Annotated in this window: 20 protein-coding genes and 1 tRNA gene; 17 read left to right on the top strand and 4 right to left on the bottom strand. The window is 47.2% G+C overall.

What is annotated here, in order from left to right; all coding sequences use genetic code 11:
* Window positions 1–168: 168 nt before the first annotated feature.
* The 4 genes from CHI14_RS18305 (at window position 169) to CHI14_RS18320 (ending at window position 3,161) form a co-directional block, all read left to right on the top strand.
* Window positions 169–1,722 carry a tetratricopeptide repeat protein gene (locus tag CHI14_RS18305; RefSeq protein WP_095290178.1) on the top strand — a complete coding sequence of 518 codons (1,554 nt, stop codon included), beginning with the start codon at window positions 169–171 and terminating at the stop codon, window positions 1,720–1,722.
* 37 nt (window positions 1,723–1,759) lie between these two features.
* Complete coding sequence (locus CHI14_RS18310; RefSeq protein ID WP_212677004.1) at window positions 1,760–2,425, top strand: hypothetical protein; 666 nt, start codon at window positions 1,760–1,762, stop codon at window positions 2,423–2,425.
* 101 nt (window positions 2,426–2,526) lie between these two features.
* A complete protein-coding gene (locus tag CHI14_RS18315) occupies window positions 2,527–2,652 on the top strand; it encodes a sporulation protein YjcZ (protein WP_095290041.1) in 126 nt (41 codons plus the stop codon).
* Between the two features lie 179 nt (window positions 2,653–2,831).
* On the top strand, window positions 2,832–3,161 hold the full coding sequence (locus CHI14_RS18320; RefSeq protein ID WP_095290043.1) for a DUF1904 family protein: 330 nt from the start codon (window positions 2,832–2,834) through the stop codon (window positions 3,159–3,161).
* A gap of 115 nt (window positions 3,162–3,276) precedes the next feature.
* On the opposite strand, the gene CHI14_RS18325 is transcribed toward CHI14_RS18320, so the two are convergent.
* Window positions 3,277–4,008 (bottom strand): MFS transporter, encoded by a 732-nt coding sequence (locus tag CHI14_RS18325; protein WP_212677005.1) that lies wholly within the window; start codon window positions 4,006–4,008, stop codon window positions 3,277–3,279.
* Between the two features lie 238 nt (window positions 4,009–4,246).
* The gene (locus CHI14_RS30755; protein WP_095290179.1) at window positions 4,247–4,435 is read right to left on the bottom strand and encodes a DUF6199 family natural product biosynthesis protein; all 189 of its coding nucleotides are present in this window, start codon (window positions 4,433–4,435) and stop codon (window positions 4,247–4,249) included.
* A 290-nt stretch (window positions 4,436–4,725) separates the two neighbouring features.
* Here CHI14_RS30755 and CHI14_RS18335 point away from each other — a divergent pair, with 290 nt between their 5' ends.
* Both CHI14_RS18335 and CHI14_RS18340 read left to right on the top strand, forming a co-directional pair.
* Entirely contained in the window at window positions 4,726–5,880 is a 1,155-nt protein-coding gene (locus tag CHI14_RS18335) for a sensor histidine kinase (protein ID WP_170948181.1), read from the top strand.
* 119 nt (window positions 5,881–5,999) lie between these two features.
* Window positions 6,000–6,485: a NucA/NucB deoxyribonuclease domain-containing protein gene (locus CHI14_RS18340; protein ID WP_095290048.1), complete on the top strand. Its 486-nt coding sequence runs from the start codon at window positions 6,000–6,002 to the stop codon at window positions 6,483–6,485.
* Window positions 6,486–6,563: 78 nt separating this feature from the next.
* Here CHI14_RS18340 and CHI14_RS18345 read toward each other — a convergent pair whose 3' ends face one another.
* Window positions 6,564–6,800, bottom strand: coding sequence for a hypothetical protein (locus CHI14_RS18345; RefSeq protein ID WP_095290050.1), 237 nt, complete (start codon window positions 6,798–6,800; stop codon window positions 6,564–6,566).
* Between the two features lie 229 nt (window positions 6,801–7,029).
* Here CHI14_RS18345 and CHI14_RS18350 point away from each other — a divergent pair, with 229 nt between their 5' ends.
* The 7 genes from CHI14_RS18350 (at window position 7,030) to CHI14_RS30325 (ending at window position 13,524) form a co-directional block, all read left to right on the top strand.
* Window positions 7,030–7,488: a general stress protein gene (locus CHI14_RS18350; RefSeq protein ID WP_095290052.1), complete on the top strand. Its 459-nt coding sequence runs from the start codon at window positions 7,030–7,032 to the stop codon at window positions 7,486–7,488.
* Window positions 7,489–7,768: 280 nt separating this feature from the next.
* Window positions 7,769–7,854: transfer RNA gene (locus tag CHI14_RS18355), tRNA-Leu, on the top strand.
* Window positions 7,855–8,127: 273 nt separating this feature from the next.
* Window positions 8,128–11,049, top strand: coding sequence for an insulinase family protein (locus CHI14_RS18360; RefSeq protein ID WP_095290054.1), 2,922 nt, complete (start codon window positions 8,128–8,130; stop codon window positions 11,047–11,049).
* A 303-nt stretch (window positions 11,050–11,352) separates the two neighbouring features.
* Window positions 11,353–12,021, top strand: coding sequence for a uracil-DNA glycosylase (ung, locus tag CHI14_RS18365; protein WP_095290055.1), 669 nt, complete (start codon window positions 11,353–11,355; stop codon window positions 12,019–12,021).
* 19 nt (window positions 12,022–12,040) lie between these two features.
* Complete coding sequence (locus CHI14_RS18370; protein WP_095290057.1) at window positions 12,041–12,460, top strand: hypothetical protein; 420 nt, start codon at window positions 12,041–12,043, stop codon at window positions 12,458–12,460.
* Between the two features lie 229 nt (window positions 12,461–12,689).
* Window positions 12,690–13,277, top strand: a complete 588-nt coding sequence (locus CHI14_RS18375; RefSeq protein ID WP_095290058.1) for an LOG family protein — start codon at window positions 12,690–12,692, stop codon at window positions 13,275–13,277.
* Window positions 13,278–13,392: 115 nt separating this feature from the next.
* On the top strand, window positions 13,393–13,524 hold the full coding sequence (locus CHI14_RS30325; protein ID WP_212677006.1) for a YjcZ family sporulation protein: 132 nt from the start codon (window positions 13,393–13,395) through the stop codon (window positions 13,522–13,524).
* Between the two features lie 229 nt (window positions 13,525–13,753).
* On the opposite strand, the gene CHI14_RS18380 is transcribed toward CHI14_RS30325, so the two are convergent.
* Entirely contained in the window at window positions 13,754–14,026 is a 273-nt protein-coding gene (locus tag CHI14_RS18380; protein ID WP_095290060.1) for a hypothetical protein, read from the bottom strand.
* Window positions 14,027–14,265: 239 nt separating this feature from the next.
* On the opposite strand from CHI14_RS18380, the gene CHI14_RS18385 reads away from it, so the two are divergent.
* The 4 genes from CHI14_RS18385 (at window position 14,266) to CHI14_RS18400 (ending at window position 17,819) form a co-directional block, all read left to right on the top strand.
* Window positions 14,266–15,000: a glycerophosphodiester phosphodiesterase gene (locus CHI14_RS18385; protein WP_095290061.1), complete on the top strand. Its 735-nt coding sequence runs from the start codon at window positions 14,266–14,268 to the stop codon at window positions 14,998–15,000.
* Window positions 15,001–15,234: 234 nt separating this feature from the next.
* Window positions 15,235–16,290, top strand: a complete 1,056-nt coding sequence (locus CHI14_RS18390; protein WP_095290063.1) for a FecCD family ABC transporter permease — start codon at window positions 15,235–15,237, stop codon at window positions 16,288–16,290.
* 2 nt (window positions 16,291–16,292) lie between these two features.
* Window positions 16,293–17,324, top strand: coding sequence for a FecCD family ABC transporter permease (locus tag CHI14_RS18395; protein ID WP_095290065.1), 1,032 nt, complete (start codon window positions 16,293–16,295; stop codon window positions 17,322–17,324).
* 114 nt (window positions 17,325–17,438) lie between these two features.
* A complete protein-coding gene (locus CHI14_RS18400) occupies window positions 17,439–17,819 on the top strand; it encodes a hypothetical protein (RefSeq protein ID WP_249281160.1) in 381 nt (126 codons plus the stop codon).
* Window positions 17,820–17,919: the final 100 nt, after the last annotated feature.

Raw genomic sequence — 17,919 nt, forward strand, 5'->3', positions numbered from 1 at the left:
GAGCTTTTAAACGATGACCGAGACCGAAGAAGTTTGGGGTTATCACTGCCTGCCTGATAAGGCAGGCTTTTTTTATCATTGGGGAGTACTGAAATTCTTGGGTTGTGTCAGGCTTATGATATAATGAAAACCAAAGAATTTATGGAAAGAAAGCGGGTTTTAAATGACATGATTGAAAACGATGGACAGCGCTTCCGCTTCAGTGAGGCTCCGGTATGGGCTTGGCAGCGAGCATATTATGAGCAGCAAGGACTTCAGGCCTGGACGGATAATCAGGTTCCGCAATACATTACAAGCAATCCCATGATTGCGACTGCATACGCGGAAATGATCTTTGGCTTCCTTCAAGACTTGGCTGCCAAGGGACAGATATCAGAGACGGTAACCATTCTGGAGTTAGGTGCTGGCGTAGGACGCTTGGCTTTTCAAATTGTGACCAAACTATGTGAGCTCAGGGACTATGCTGCAACAACGCTGCCATCCTTTCGTTATGTAATGACGGATCTTGCTGCTGACAATGTTACGGGGTGGAGGAATCATCCGTCGATGCAACCGCTGATCCAGCAGGGATTGCTTGATTTTGCGCAATTTGATGCCATGCAGGACACGGAATTAAATTTGACGGTAGCTGATACGGTTATTCGCCCGGGTGAGCTGGGTCAGCCAATACTGATTATTGCCAATTACTTCTTTGATAGTATTCCTCAAGAATTGATATATGTTGGTGAAGGGCAGATCTTTGAATGTGATGTTACGATATCGAATACCGACCTTTCCACGAATCTTCAGCCTAATGAAATGTTGAAAAACATGGAGCTGAGTTATGCGTATCGTCCCGCACCGGAGTACAGTAAACCGGACTTTCCGTATCGAGATGTCATATCCCTATACCAGGAAGAACTGGAAGACTCCCATATTTTGTTCCCGGCCGCCGGACTCGCTTGCCTGGAACGGCTGGAGACTTTATCTCAGTCCGGGTTTGTGCTAATTACAGCTGATAAAGGGGATCATCGACTGGATCATTGGAAGTTTGCAGAGCCACCTGAATTTGTTCTTCATGGCAGCTTCTCGTTGACGGCGAACTATCATGCAATTCAACATGTTTTTGAGCAGCGCGGAGCTCATGTTCGTTTTACATTACATCATTACAAAGATCTGAATATCGGATGTATGTTGATGGTAGAAGAGCCAATGACCTACGTAAATATAAGACTGGCCTATCTGCGAGAGATTGAGCGTTTTGGACCAGATGACTTCTTCAGTATAAAAGAATGGTTCGACCATCAGCTAAGCAGAATGGAACTTAAGCAGCTTTTGCCCTTTTGGCGTTTGGGCAGGTATGATGCCGAATTTTTGATACATAGTGCCCAGAGAATATCTGATCTCCTTCCTGAGGCAAGTGACGAAGAGATGTTGGATATCCAGCATGGAATTCAGAGCATGTGGTCCTCCTATTACACGATGGACCGGATGGGGGATATTGCATTTCTAGCAGGGCAATTGTTGAATGAAATGGGGATGTATGAGGATGCGAAACATTTTCTTGAACTTGCTCTGGAAGCAGATGGAGTGAAGGGCAGTTCGGCAGTATTATACGATTTGGCCGTGTGCTGTTATGAGCTCGAGCTCGAAAACGAAGCCTTGAATTACACCCGAGAAGTACTTGTGATGGAGCCTGATCATGAAGAAGCTCGTTCGTTGCTTCAAAGTTTGGAAAGTTGATCGTTATTCTCTTATTCATGAATGGGGGACACATGAGATGAAAATCCTGATTGGTCAACCGAAACTGGAGCCAGCCCTTAGCCAGTTGGAAAGGGAGCTTAGATCCAACCCTGATGTGGATATTGTGCTGTATCCAGAGGGTTATCTGAATCAGAATGTGGAAGAGGCACGCAGGTTGGCTGCGAAGTATGAAACGATGATTATATCCGGACACCGCAGATTGGATGAGAGACCCAAGGATCGAGCCATCATTATGAATAAGGCTGGAGACATCGTGCTTGAAAAGGCAAAATACACACCTGCCACTACGGTTGAGGAGGATGGATGGGTAATCAGTACTTTGTTGTGTGACGAATTAGTGCGGCAGGGTTTTCGTAAGGAGTTTGATGGGCAGGTGCATTTAATCATGCATTCCATCGGTGTTGGAATGTTCAGTGAGGAGCAATATGCGGAATGGCTGGAGGAGGCGCGGCAGATTGCGATTGCGGAGCAGTGTGTGATCCTGGGGACAAGCCATGCTGACGGAGCTTATCGGGACTCGGACATCAGTATTCCAATTGCCTACTGCATCGCTCCGAGTGGCGAAATTCTGATCGAGTCGAGAAACGATACTCGGACCCGAATCATTGACCTGAAGTCAGTAGGGACAGGACAGGACTGGATGGCAGCTGACTTGAATATCAGTGTATTTTGCCTGGAATAGTTAATGTGGATTGGGCGTAGCAGATTGGGGATATGCCCGGTCAATTGTGCTGATATGGCATATGTTATGGCATACCTTGAAATTCAAAGGAGGCCAATCAAATGAGTCACGTTGGATACGGTTGTAACAATGTTGGTGGAGTAGGATACGGTATGTGTACTTCTACTGCGGCAATTCTTGTGCTCTTCATTCTGCTCGTCATCATCACGAAATCGTTCTGGTTGTAACTCGTACCTGGTAACGGAACGGATGGATCATTCAAGGCTCTGCTGAGATCTCAGCGGGGCCTTTCCTATGTGGATAAGAGAAGTACGCGGCAGCAGCAGCAAGCCCTTGTATTTGACAAGCGAAAACAATGTGCTTAAAATCACATAAGAGACTAAATTTAGAGATTGAAGGGATCGTAATGCCGTTTATTCGCTTTAGAGGATTCACAGGTCACCAATTGGAGGGAACTGTCCCCCGGATTACTGAGCAGATGGCTCTCATTTGTAATATTCCACGAGAAAGACTGAAGGCAGAGCGTTATGATGTACAAGCTCTCACCCCATCTCCCGCCTCGATTGAGATCCTGATGTTCCAGCGTGATCAGGAAGTTCACAATCGCATTGCATCTTCCATCCATGGCATTCTGGCAGACGAAGGCCTTTCTGATGCTCATATTTTCTTCAATATTCTGTCACCGACTTTATATTACAAGCAAGGCAAGCCGCTAACCGATTACCCGTTAGAATAGATAATGATACGACCAGTGCATATGGTTTTTCAAAAAAAATAGGCTGTTCCGCCAATGTTCGGAACAACCTGGGACGAGCAGAGATCTGCTCGTCTTTTATTTTATTCAAAAATGCCTATGCTCGGATCGAGCGGCGCTGCTGGCGTGCTTGAATTAATCCGGAAGAAAACATAGATGAAAGAACTAGCACGGCTCCTCCGATGAGATAGACCAGCCAGATTCCCGACTCATCCGCAACCCATCCAAACAAGATGGCAGACACGCCGAAGCCTCCAGTCAATAGCAAGCCCTCCCGGAAGACATTTCGATTAGGGCGTTCAAGATGTCTGAGGTCCTCCTTTTCAGTAGTGTCGTCCAAAAGCAAACCGATGGCAACCATAAGCGTTAAGCTGGCCCATGACATGGCTGCAGCCGTCCAGAATGTCGTTGAAGCTCCCCAGTGACTGACAACCAAACCGGCTATCGCATATCCAACAATGGTTGCGGTCTGGCTGGAGAAGGATAGCAGGCGTTTCGTTTTTACGAGCTCTTCGTCTTGTACAGCAAGGCGGGGGGTGATGGTGTCAAGCACCAGCGACTCCCAGCCCTCCAGAAAGGAAAGAACGGTGATAACGGCCAGTAAGACAGGGATATGTAAAGTCAGGTAAGTAAGTGATATGGCAATGCCGGTGAACATAAGCGCCTTTGCTCCGGGAATGCTGATAAGCCGTTTAGCCACAGCGAATCGTCCCACAAGCCAGGGAGAGCTTAAGGTGGCCGCAATTCGTGCCATCATCTGAATGACAGGAAATAGTGCGGCATAGAGCACCGATCCGGTCTGTTCATAGACCAGTAAAGTGATAACCATGATATATAATACATGAATAAAGGATAGGAGTGTCTTCGCAGCCCAGTATGGGTAGAAAATGATGTTCATGCATAGATGCCCTTTCTAGGTTCATATATATTCAGTACTCGCTGAATAACAATACTAATAGTAAAGGGACAGAGGGTAATGCACCACAAATAAAATTATCATTTTTTGTTCATTGATAGCTTAAAAAGCAGTGATCCGGATGGACAACTGCTTCATAAGTATATGCTCTTCAAGCTGATGCAAGTGTAAAAGCAATAATCAGCATCACCAAACTGGTCAAGCGGGTGAACGTCATATAAGGCTTACTGGGTTCGGACTCTCCTCTGGAAATCCATCCATAACGGAGATACCATCCGAACTTGGGAAAACAGAGATTGATAATGCAAAGTGTCATGAAAATAAAAAAGAGGGTTCTCATGCCCGATCTTCCTTCCTTGTTTGCATGACCCGGATCGAAATTAACGACGTCTGCGTCTGGTGAAGAAATACAATACCAGAATAACAATAATAACAATCAACAGAAATTTCATGATGTTTTCCTCCTGACGGGTTGGTGTGAGTTAAGCGTATTTTACCCACAAACCACATCATTTGAATAACTGTGTTACAATTAAATATATTGATTTCGGTTGATCCAATACCCAATTGTTATCATTTTAATTATATATGCATTTGACGATACGGACCATAAGAAACAGGAGGGGAAGCATGAGCATCCAAAATAAGCACTCCATACCCATTCAGTGGGAGTTTTTAATATCCAAGCTTAAATCTTCCGTAACTGTGGTCGATGCAACTTCACCAGAGCAACCATTGATATATGTCAATGAACAGTTCACTGCTCTGACAGGATATACCTCCGAAGAAGTGGTTGGACAGAACTGCCGATTCCTTCAGGGCAGGGACACGAAACCCGAAACTGTAAGCAAAATTCGTAAGGCGCTTAATCGGCAGGAGTCTATTAAAATTGATATTTTAAACTATACCAAAAGTGGTCAACAATTCTGGAACGAATTGAACATTGATCCCATATTTGATGATGAAGGTCAGTGTCTCTTCTTTGTTGGCATCCAATATGACATTTCTGAACGGAAATATGCCGAAGAGCAGCTTCGCAGGGCGGCCAGGATGACGGAGATGAACAGCAGGGGACAGCTGGAGTTTATCGGGAAATTAAGCCATGAACTGCGCACACCGCTCAATGGAATTATGGGCATGATCGAGTTAACCAGCATGGGTGAAATCAGTAAGGAGCAAGAAGAATATTTGGACCTTGCCCGTCAGTCCGGTGAAGCCCTGCTCAATATTGTGAATAACAGTCTCGACATGGCGAAGCTGGGGCGCGGCAAGATGCAAGTTGAACAGATCGAATTTCAGCCCCTTAAGCTCATTCAACAGATCGTTAGAACGCACGAGCCTGCGGCTGAACAGAAGAAGGTTCAATTGCGCTGTCAGGCCGACATGCAGGTACCGGACGTTTTGGTCGGGGATCCGTTGCGTCTACGTCAGGTACTGGATAACCTGCTGAGCAATGCGATTAAGTTCACGGAGCAAGGTGAAGTGTTACTGCAGCTTGATGTGAAGGAGCAGCAAGGCGACTCCATTACCTTGTTGTTCACCGTAAGTGATACGGGAATCGGTATTCCTGAAGAGAAGTTACATCAATTATTTGAGGCGTTCACCCAGACAGATGTGTCTCATGCCCGCAGATTTGGTGGCAGTGGACTGGGATTGACCATTTGCAAGGAACTGCTTGAATTGATGCAGGGGGACATTGCTGTAGAGAGTGTGCCAGGTCAGGGAACGCACTTCCATGTAACACTACCACTGTTACGGCAGCTTGTTATCCCACATGTGGGATAACAAGCGGTTAATAAGAATAAACGGAAAGAAGACAGTTCGGGGTGATGCGGACTGTCTTTTTGGTATTGTTTCACGAACGAACGTTCTGGTATAATGCAAGAGGGAACGGGGGAGACAGCATGAAGAGGAAGCGCACAAGGAAGAAGAAAAACAAAGGTTGGAGCAATCTTAAGAAATCGTTTATTACGCTGGTAACGCTGGTGGTTCTGGCTGTCTTTGCTTGGTTCGAGGGAGAATTGCCGCTGGATCTGCCATCCCCGTTTAATGGGAGCAGTCAGGGCGTGGATCACACCATCACCTTTCCCTCAGATCGGTATCCGGAGACGGCGAAGCATATCAAGAACGCTATCAAGGCAGGGCACTCGGATGTATGTACGATTGATCGTGAGGGCGCAGACGCCAATCGCGACCTATCACTCAAGGGTGTACCCGTGAAGAAAGGGAAGGATCGGGATGAGTGGCCCATGGCCATGTGTGCTGAAGGCGGGTCAAATGCAGATATCGAGTACATTACACCCAAGGACAACCGCGGAGCGGGTTCATGGGTTGGTAATCAGCTGAGTACATATCCGGATGGAACAAGGGTGAAGTTTGTTGTAAAGTAGCTTGAACATTCAAACCCATAGACCAAAGCAAAACCAGACCCGTGAGGGTCTGGTTTTTGGTTTGATCAGCGATAGAAGCTACAGATCTGCAATACTCAACTGCAGGCCCTTCATATGATGGGAACGGATACTTAGTATGCGGGTAACCTGCTCAACCTCATCAAAAGGAATCCAAAGGTTTCCCTGGACCGTACGCAGGGTAAGAATGGATGAGTCAGCAGAACGCTCGGGAAATCCGGTCACCGTTTGACCGCTGGTGTTGCGAACTACAATTTGTTGATTGCGACGAATGGCAATTTCTACCTCTTTTTTCATAAGACATTGCTCCTGGTTATGAGATGGTTGCTTAATATGTCAATAATTTCAATGGTTAATTTGGCTTCTTTATCTAGTCTATCAGAACTAGGTATGGATTTCCAGAAAAGAAATAAATGCTTCAGGTTTAGGTGAATTGACTTATGAAATAGATGGTTTGACTAAAGCCTTGATCCCAAGACGGATTAACGTTTTGGGTCCTAACATGTCCTATTAGGGAGGGAACGGAATGACACAATTATTGGTTGGACTGGTTCAAACGGAGAACGAAGCGATTATCATGCTTAACAAGCTCAAGGAAGCAGGGTTGGAAGCGGAAGCGATGGGAGTTGTGGCGAAGGAGCATTTGGATCTTGATTTGATCAGCGAAAAAGCAGGCCTGGACAAACCGTTGAAGGGTGCTGGTACAGATGGTGCATTCGGCGTCTTCAAGGGTGTACTCGCAGCATTGGGAAAACGCATGGACCAGACGATCTCTGCGGGCAAAGCGGTTCGCCGACTGGCTGGCAATGAAATTGGAGGAGAAACGGATGATCTCGTTCTTACTCTGGCAGAAGCTGGCATTGCTGAAGAGGATGCCCAGTATTATGAGCAGTGGCTTCTTCAGGATCACTTCCTTATTGTGGTGGAATGCAGTGAGGAAGATGCTGCCCACATTGCACCGATTGTGAAGGGGGAAGATGCATAGACCAGGACTCTTGCAACTTTTTAGTTTAATTTAAGCCTGATTTTAGGTTTCTTTAATGTTGGGGCGGTATTATGATCTCACACCTCCCTTAATATAGATGGTTTATAGAAAGTCCGGGACCGCAACTCGGACTTTCTAGGCACTGCCAGCTGATGCTGGTAGTGCCTTTTCACTTTTTTATGGGAGTTGTAATTAAAAAAAAAATTATATGTTGCATAATGTTCAATCCTATGATAAGATATTTCTTGTCGCCTCAAGTAATAAAGTAATACTTACATATGCCGGGGTGGCGGAATTGGCAGACGCACAGGACTTAAAATCCTGCGGTAGGTGACTACCGTACCGGTTCGATCCCGGTCCTCGGCATCCTTATGAAGAAGATCGCATGACGCTTGTTGAACAAGCTGTTAATGCGATCTTTTTTTATACCCATTTTGAGCATATGGAATTGAATTTCCAGGCCGTTCGGGTTCATAAACCGAAATTGTACATAATACATATCAGGAGACGTCTAGTTGCCTCAGGCTGTAAGTTAGGAAGACATGAAACGATGGTGTATACTATCCATAGGCATAAATTACCTTTATCTTGCGGAACTCAAGGAAGCAAAATAAATTTCTTTTGATGGAGGATCAGCATATGTTGAAACAACTTCAGCCTTACCAGGTTTTACAGGAACGCAGGATGGAGGAACTGAAATCAGATGGTTACCTGCTTGAACACAAAAAGTCAGGTGCCAGAATTGTCGTTTTATCCAACGAGGATGACAACAAAGTATTCAGTATCGGGTTTAGAACACCTCCGAGTGACAATACGGGTGTACCTCATATTTTGGAGCATTCCGTACTGTGCGGGTCCAAGAAGTTTCCGGCTAAGGACTCCTTTGTGGAGCTGTTGAAGGGTTCACTGAATACCTTCCTGAATGCAATGACGTACCCGGACAAAACGATCTACCCGATCGCCAGCCGCAATGATCATGATTTCCACAACTTGATGGATATTTATCTGGATGCGGTACTGAACACCAATATTTATGAGAACGAGAAAATATTCCTGCAAGAGGGCTGGAACTACAATCTGGCCTCGCCAGAGGATGAATTGACATATAACGGTGTGGTGTACAACGAGATGAAGGGAGCATTTTCCTCACCGGAGCGTGTTGTACGCAGAGCCGTCCTGAATTCACTTTTCCCGGATACAACCTATTCCTGCGAGTCTGGGGGCATTCCGGATGAGATCACAGATCTGACCTACCAGGGCTTGCTCGATTTCCACACGAAATACTATCATCCTTCGAACAGCTACATATACCTGTACGGTGATATGGATATGGAAGAGAAGTTGAAATGGCTGGATGAAACCTATCTGAACCAGTACGATCGTATCGAGACTGACTCGGAGATCGGGATACAGGAAGCCTTCAGCCAGCGGGTTGATGTGGTCAAAACCTATTCCGCGGGAAGTACCGAGTCGGAAGTGGATAACAGCTTTTTGACGTATAATGCCGTCATTGGAACCACGCTTGATCAGGAGCTGAACATTGCCTTTCAAATATTGCAGTATGCACTTCTGAGTGCACCGGGAGCTGTTCTGAAGCAGGCACTGCTGGATAAGGGGATTGCCAAAGAAGTCTATGGCTCGTATGACGACAGCTTGTATCAGCCTGTACTGACCATCGGTTTGAAGAAGAGTAACCTGGAGAGCAAGCAGGTATTTTTGGATACAGTGCAGGAAGTGCTTCAGCGAGTGGTGAAGGAAGGAATTGATCCCAAGGCGCTGCTTGCGGGAATTAACTCCTATGAATTCAACCATCGTGAAGCTGATTTTGGAAGAATGCCGAAAGGGCTCATCTATGGCTTCTACACGCTTCAGAGCTGGCTCTATGATGATCAGGCACCATTTGCGCACCTGGAGGCCAATGACGTATTTGCAACGCTGCGAACCAAAATGAATGAAGGATACTTCGAGCAGTTGATTGAGCAGTATTTGCTGCAAAATACACATACCTCATTTGTTGCCGTGACTCCGGATAAAGGGCTGAATCAGCGGAAGGAAGAAGCGCTGCGTACCCGGCTTAAAACCTATCAGTCCAGTCTGAATGAAACCGAAATCGCAGAATTGGTGCAAAAAACGAAAGAGCTTGCGGATTATCAAAATGAGCCTTCGACTAAAGAACAGCAGCAGGTTATTCCGACCTTGTCGATTGAAGATATCGAACCCAAGGCATCCACCCTGTACCAAACCCTGAAGACGGTAGAGGGCACAACGATCCTGCATCACAATCTATACACCAACGGGATTGGTTATCTGAAGCTTTTATTCGATGTCAAAGAGATCCCGCAGCATCTGCTGCCTTATGCCGGTCTGCTGAAAAGTGTACTTGGTTATGTGGATACGAAGAATTTCTCGTTCAACGAGTTATCCAATGAAATCCATATCCACTCTGGCGGAATCAGTGCAAGCGTAGGTGCGAGTGCTGATGCGAAACAGTACAACGCGTACCGGGCTCACTTCGAATTCGGGGCGAAGGTTTTGTACAGCAAGCTGGGATTTGCGTTTGACATGATCAAAGAGATCATTCTGACTTCCCGCTTCGACGACTCGAAGCGCTTGTATGAGATCATTTCCCAACTGAAGGGGCAGCTGCAGCGCAGCTTGATCAATAGCGGACATTCTGCGGCCATGGGCAGATCCTCTGCCAAACATTCAGCGGTGGCTGCTTTCCGGGAAGCTGTGAGTGGAATCGCCTTTTATCAATGGCTTGAAGAGCTCCAGGCGAACTATGATGAGAGAAAAGAAGAGCTTGCTGCTCGTCTTCAAGAATTGACAGGCATGATCTTCCGACCTGAACTGCTGCTTGTCAGCTATACCGCAGATGAGAAAGGGTATGAAGGATTGGAGCAGCAGGTGTCTGACCTGAAATCCAAGCTGTATACACATGATGTGGCGAAGGAGCCTGCTGAATTCCAGGAGGTTCATCATAATGAAGGCTTCAAGTCCCCTTCGGAAGTGCAATATGTCGTTCAGACAGGTAACTTCCTCACCAAGGGCTTCCAGTATACAGGCTCGCTGCGGGTTCTTCAGGGGATCCTGTCTCTTGATTATCTGTGGACGAATATCCGGGCCAAGGGTGGTGCCTACGGCTGCATGAGTGGTTTTAGACGGAATGGAGACAGCTATCTGGCCTCATACAGAGACCCTAACCTGGAGAAAACGTACAAAGTGTATGAAGACATTCCGCAGTATTTGCAAAACTTCAAAGCGGATGAACGTGAAATGACGCGGTATATTATCGGTGCCATCCAGGATCTGGACACCCCGAGAACACCATATTCGGAAGGGAATTTCTCACTGGAATGCTACTTGTCCAACGTTACCGAAGCAGATCTGCAGCAGGAGCGTGATGAAGTGCTGAGCACAACGGAAGCCCATATCGTTGATTCGGCTGCCCTCGTATCTGCAATCCTGGAACAAGGCAATCGCTGCGTTGTCGGCAATGAAAGCAAGATCGAGGAGCAAGGCTTCCTGTTCGACGAAACACTGGATCTGATCAAGTACTAAGCAAAAGCAGTGCATGGGCTTTCGCAAAGTGGAAGCATAAACATAAACGGGTCCCCGGTTGGTTTAGCCATCCGGGGGCTCGTTTTTTTAGTTTATAGCTCATGAAAATGGCTTATAGAATAATCAGAGGATACCAGTCAGAATCTGAGCAGACATGACCCTACAGCACATTTCTGGCCTGCCGCCCGGAGGTATGTTAAAATGATGGATAGTTTGTGAGCCTTGAATCAGGCTCAGCACAAGGGCAGCCAGAGCTTTCTGGCGGCACGGGTATGTTTTCATCAGGGAAAGGAGCCCATACATATGTTTGGAAACGATTGGGACACAGTGCTTAGAGAAGAGATTGAATCGGAGTATTTTAACGATATACGTTATGCATTAGCGGGAGAATACAAAACACAAACGGTATATCCGTCCAAAGAAAATCTGTTCTCCGCGCTCAAACTTACCCCTTATCATCAGGTCAAAGCGGTCATTCTGGGTCAGGATCCATATCACGGAGCTGGACAGGCCCATGGACTGAGCTTTTCGGTTATGCCAGGTGTACGCATTCCGCCTTCACTGCTAAATATATATAAGGAACTTCATGCAGATCTGGGATTGCCAATTCCGAAACACGGGTACTTGGTGCACTGGGCGGAACAAGGTGTATTGCTGCTTAACAATGTGCTTACGGTACGCGAGGGCCAGCCGAATTCTCATCAGGGGCTGGGTTGGCAAAAGTTCACTGACGCAGTGATTCGTGCTTTGAATGAACGCTCGGAACCGATGGTGTTCATGCTGTGGGGCAGTCATGCACAGAAAAAAGGAGCCTTTATTAACCGGGATAAACATCTGGTGCTGGAATCAACACACCCTAGTCCACTTGCCGCCCATCGTGGTTTTCTGGGCAGTCGGCCATTCTCCAAAGCCAATGACTTCCTGACCTCCAAAGGTATTCAACCGATTGATTGGACTATACCGGAAAACTAGATAAGCGGAGGTGAGGACATTGCGGCATTGGGTTGGACGAAAAGTAGCAGTATATCGGGCAACGGGAATACGGGAGCCATTGAAAGGGACCCTGGTAGAGTGGGATGAAGAAGCGGATTGTGTACGAATCGGACCGAAGCGGATCAAGGTGTCGTTCGACAATATCGCAATGATCAGACCTCTGCCCGAAGAGAGCCTTCCCTTGAAGAAAGCACGTTCTGAGGTGCATAAGGTCGGATATGTGATGAAAAAGGCCATTCAATTTGACAATGCGATCTATTTCAAGTCACAGGTCATGATATGGCGGCGTGCCAAAATTGTAGCCCTGTCCACGACGATTCTTCGCCATGATGAAGATCAGGTCGAGCTTGCAGATGGACGGCTGCTTCGCAAGGACAAGCATATGTTTGTAGTGCGTTCCAGACGGGGCATACGCTAAAATGGCTTGTATATTTAATATTCATTTCATGTAAAGATCATATAGATTTAATCTTTGGCCTTTATATTAAATGTAACAACCCCTTCTAAATGATGTGTAATAACATGGGAACCTGGCCGGCTGCAAACGGTCAGGTTTTTTTTGTCTCCAGACCATACGAAGGGGTAACATAGCAATGACATTCTTGTTATATACTAATGAGATAGACAACAAGAAGGAGTGAAGCCCTTTGAAACGTATATGTGTTTTTGCAGGTTCCAACCCCGGAAATCATCCGGACTATACACAGCAGGCAATTAACTTGGGCAAGCAAATTGCAGATAACGGATTCTCCCTCGTATATGGCGGGTCGTGCATGGGATTAATGGGTGCGGTGGCTGATGCAGCTCTGGAGAATGGCGGAGAGGTCATTGGCGTTATGCCAACCGGATTGTTTCGTGGAGAAATTGTGCATGGAGGCCTTACACAGCTGATTGAAGTAGGGACAATGCACGAGCGGAAGTCAACGATGGCGGAACTATCGGATGGATTTATCGCCCTTCCTGGTGGAATGGGCACCTTTGAGGAATTGTTCGAAGTGCTGTGCTGGGCTCAAATCGGTATTCATCGCAAACCAGTTGGTTTATTGAATGTAAACGGATATTACGAACCTTTGATGAAACTGGTGGAGCATAGTGTCCATGAAGGATTTTCGAATACTTCCCATCTCAGCCTGTGGAGCCTTGAATCCGAACCGGCCGAACTGCTTGCGAAGATGTCGGCTTACGTTCCCGCACAGTTGACACAGAAATGGACTCAGCTTAATGAACAAAAGTAATCTATAAGATAGGGGGTGACCACCGGCATCTGCGGAAAACTTTCCGTTCTGCCCAAGCAAATTGCGGCCTGAGACATAGTCTATAGTGTACTTTCTTAAGAGGGGAGTGTCACTCATGAGCGAAATCAAAGGCACAGATTACGGGTATGGATACGGAGGCTTCGGCGGCGGAGCATGGACATCTACAGGCGCGATTCTGGTACTGTTCATTCTGCTGGTTATCATCTCCCGCACCTTCATTCTGTAATTCGGTCAGCCATTCCCGGATGGGAAGGCTCTAACTGAAGCGCACCGAATGAGGAATAAGCCTTTCCGAAGAAACGCCGGCAGCTGTCGGCGTTTCAGGGGAACGGTTTTTTTGTTTTTCCAGCGAGGAAATGGTTAGAACTTAAAATAAACAAACCCTGCTCCCGCATGACAATTAGGAGCAGAGTCAACCGTCTGGCATGCAGAGCTGTTCTACAACTTGCACTGGTCTATACCACAACAGCGGTCTCGTCTGGTATACTCAGTGATTTCCAGGCGATATATAGCCCTATGGCAGCTGCGATCAAGGAGAGAATGGCAGCGACAACAGCCAGCTGATCCAAGGTTCTGGAAGAGATATAATTCGTGTTCCGCTGATTCGACGCTGTTTTTTTGCTAGACTGGTTTTTGATGTGCACAGAGGGACTGGAATGCCTGGAAGCCGACTGTGACTGGGAAATGCGAGATCGCGGGGGAAGGGTCTTGTTCCTTAAGGGCTTCAATAGTCAACCTCCTTATGGCGGGGTACGGAACTTCTATCGCTCATACTATGTTATGTCGATTTGCAGATTGAGTTCGCAAAAATGAGTGAATCCCCAATCTGAATGGACATCTTCCCCAAACCATCTTCGTCCAATATGGAATCGAACACGCATTAAACGTTCTGTTAATACGGTTATGACAAACCGGTCGTATAGTGGAATTGCTAGAGTTGATGTGCGAATACAGGAGGTGCTGAGGAATGGCGATTGAAATTATTGCGCATAGGGGAGCTTCCGCCGTCTGCCCCGAGAATACAATGGCTGCGTTCGAACGTTGTCTGCAGCTCGGAGCCACGGGTATTGAGACAGATGTTCAGATGTCCAGTGATGGCAGATTGGTATTGATTCATGATGAGACATTGAACCGGACTGCAGGTGCATCCGGCTGGGTTAAGGATACAACATACGAGCAATTGCGCACACTTGACGCAGGTAGCTGGTTCCATGCCGATTTTGCCCAAGAGCGCATCCCTTCACTGGAAGAGCTGTTTGGTCTCGTCCAGGGAAAAAGGATTCTGCTTAATCTGGAACTGAAAAATGGAATTGTTGGTTACAAGGGCATGGAGGAAAAGATCGTGCAAGCCATTCGAAATTGGGATTTGGAACAGCGAGTGATCCTTTCCAGTTTCAATCATGCATCGTTGGTGAAGTGCAAACGTATTGCTCCCGAGATTCGGACAGCACTTCTATACATGGAAAAACTTTATCGTCCTTATGACTATGCAGCCAAACTGGAGGCCTCGGCACTGCATCCATATAAGCTGGCTGTAACACAGGAGGAAGTAGCTGCTGCCCAGGCTCAGGGAATTTCGACACATCCGTTTACCGTAAACGATCCTGTAGAGATGCAAGCATTGATCCAGATGGGTGTGGAGGCGATCATTACGGATGTTCCCGATGTACTGGCCGCATTGACTGGAGTACATAGCCGTTAACATCAAAAGAACAAGCTGCACCTGAGCCCTTATGCTCGGTGCAGCTTTTTTGGATCTAAAAAATGCTTAATGCAAAAAAACTTGTCCCATTTGTCCATTGCCAGCGAGAGATTGTTGACATACAATGATGTATGGGAATGAGAATCAATATCATTAAAAGAACGGCAATAACAGAGAGGTGATTGTTATGTACATAGGATTGGTCTACTCCACTCATAACAAGGGTGGGCACATATGAGTTCGAAGGCTTCATCGGCAAGTCATAATGCGGAATCTCCGACAGCCAAAATACATACTCGTCCCTGGGCTGCTACGTTGATCCTGACTGGTGGTCTCGTACTGCTCGCCCTGGGTATGGCTTTGTCCATTTCTTTTGGTGCCGCAGATATTAAACTCGGTGTAGTCTGGCAAGCCATCTTTAACTTCAACCCGGATCTTACCCCGCATCAGATCATCTGGGAAATTCGATTGCCGCGTATTCTTGGTGGGGCGATGGTTGGTGCCTGCTTCGCTGTAGCTGGTGCAATCATGCAGGGGATGACCCGCAATCCACTCGCAGATTCGGGCTTGCTTGGGCTCAATTCCGGGGCGGGATTTGCCCTGGCTGTGTGTTTCGCTTTTTTCCCTGGCATGCCGTACATGTATATCATTATGTATTCCTTTATGGGGGCAGGGCTTGGCGTACTGCTTGTATATGGATTCGGAGCAGCGTCCCGGTCGGGCCTTACGCCTCTTAGACTGGTGTTGGCGGGAGCAGCGGTATCCGCCATGTTGTCCGCACTGAGTGAAGGGATCGCATTGTATTTCAAAATTGGACAGGATCTGGCCTTCTGGACAGCAGGCGGTGTTGCCGGTACAAAATGGTCTCAACTGGAGGTCATGTTCCCCTGGGTCCTGGCTGCACTCATTGTAGGCTTGATTATATCTCGTTCTATCACGCTTCTTAGTCTCGGTGAAGAGATTGCCGTCGGACTGGGACAACGTACCGGCTTGATTAAGCTAGTTGGTCTTATCGTTGTGCTTATTCTTGCAGGTACAGCCGTATCCGTGGTCGGTGCTGTAGGTTTCGTTGGACTTATTATCCCCCACCTTACACGTAAGATCGTTGGGGTTGATTATCGCTGGATCATTCCATGTTCCGCTGTTATGGGCAGCTTGCTGCTGGTGTTTGCCGATCTGGCTGCACGGATGATCAATCCGCCATACGAGACACCAATCGGTGCTCTGGTTGCCTTGATCGGGGTACCGTTCTTCCTCTATCTGGCCCGTAAAGAAAGGAGGTCTCTATAATTATGGGATCCTCAACTCTCACTGGTGCTGAGCGCAAAAAGAGAACGAAAAGCACCGTTGTCATGATTGTACTTGGTGCATTGATTATTGCAGCATTTATGATCAGCATGAACACGGGGTTCACGAAGCTGAGCCCTTTTGAGGTGCTGCGTACGATATTCGGCGGGGGAACACCGAAGCAGGAGCTGATCCTGTTTGAGTTCCGTTTGCCCCGGATCGTAATTTCAATTATGGTTGGTGCCGGTCTAGCCTTGTCCGGATGTATTTTGCAAGGCGTGTCCCGTAACGCACTGGCGGACCCGGGGATACTTGGGATCAATGCAGGCGCGGGGCTCGTCGTAATGCTATTTGTATCCTTTTTTCCTACAACAACGGCGGCCCCTGTATTTCTGCTGCCGATTCTAGCCTTGATTGGATCCAGTTTTGCTGCCTTTCTCATCTATGTCCTTTCATATAAAAAGGGAGAGGGCATCATGCCTACCCGTATGCTTCTGACAGGAATTGGGGTGGCTGCCGGAATCAGCTCTGCTATGATTGTGCTTACACTTCGGCTCAGTCCGGAGAAGTATCAGTTTGTGGCGACATGGATGGCAGGCAGCATCTGGGGATCCAACTGGAAGTTCGTAACGGCATTGCTTCCATTTCTAATCATTCTTATTCCGGTCGTTCTATATAAGGCGCGTGTGCTGAATGTCCTGAACCTTGGGGACCAGACCGCCAGTGGACTTGGTGCATCGGTTAATCGTGAAAGACTCATCCTGCTTGCCGCTGCCGTAGGTCTTGCCGGGTCCTGCGTATCAGTCAGTGGCGGGATTGGTTTTGTAGGTCTCATCGGACCGCATCTGGCCAGACGCCTTGTAGGTCCGAAACATCAGTTTCTTTTGCCTGCTTCTGCTTTGGTCGGTGCTCTTCTTGTTCTCATTGCGGATACGCTGGGCCGTGTCATTCTGCAGCCTTCCGAGATTCCGGCGGGAATTCTGGTTGCGATCCTCGGTGCGCCATACTTCCTCTATCTCTTGAGCAGAACCAGATAGAGCAATTTACATGGTAACAGAACGTTTTCATTTGGCTCGCATAGGGCCGGGTGAAGGCGTTTTTGTTTTAATTGATATGGATGTGATTAATGTACCGGAGAAGGGCGAAATATAATGGATAAGCAGGAAATGATTTTTCTACATGATAAGTTGGGATTATATTCGAAGGAGGCGGACAAGATGGCGCAAATTCTTGGCACGTGGCTGATATTCATTTTGCTTCTGGTCATCCTGTATCGGGGCATTAAAAAACTGTCGCAATCACATCAAAAGCCGGTGTTCAGACGCTGGGGCGGTTTGATGGCTGTATTATTTATCGTGGGGGCGGTGCCCTTGGGCTTTGCTTTTTATACCGAGTTAACCGATGAACGGCTGGATGCCAATATCGGGCTGGGAATTGCCATGCTTTTTGCCTGGGGTTACTGTGTTCTGCTGTGTTGTGCGGGGTTGATCATTTGGGGAAGGTATGCGTACAAAAGATCCCAAAGAAATTGATCGATAATCATGCTCTTCTTTTGCAACATCGGGTAGTGGAAAGTCGTCTATTTGAAGAGAAATAGGTTGCACCGCATGTTGTCAATAGAGGGGGAATGGA

Origin of the sequence: Paenibacillus sp. 7516 (assembly GCF_002272715.1) — a bacterium.
Classification (GTDB): Bacteria; Bacillota; Bacilli; order Paenibacillales; family Paenibacillaceae; genus Paenibacillus; species Paenibacillus illinoisensis_A.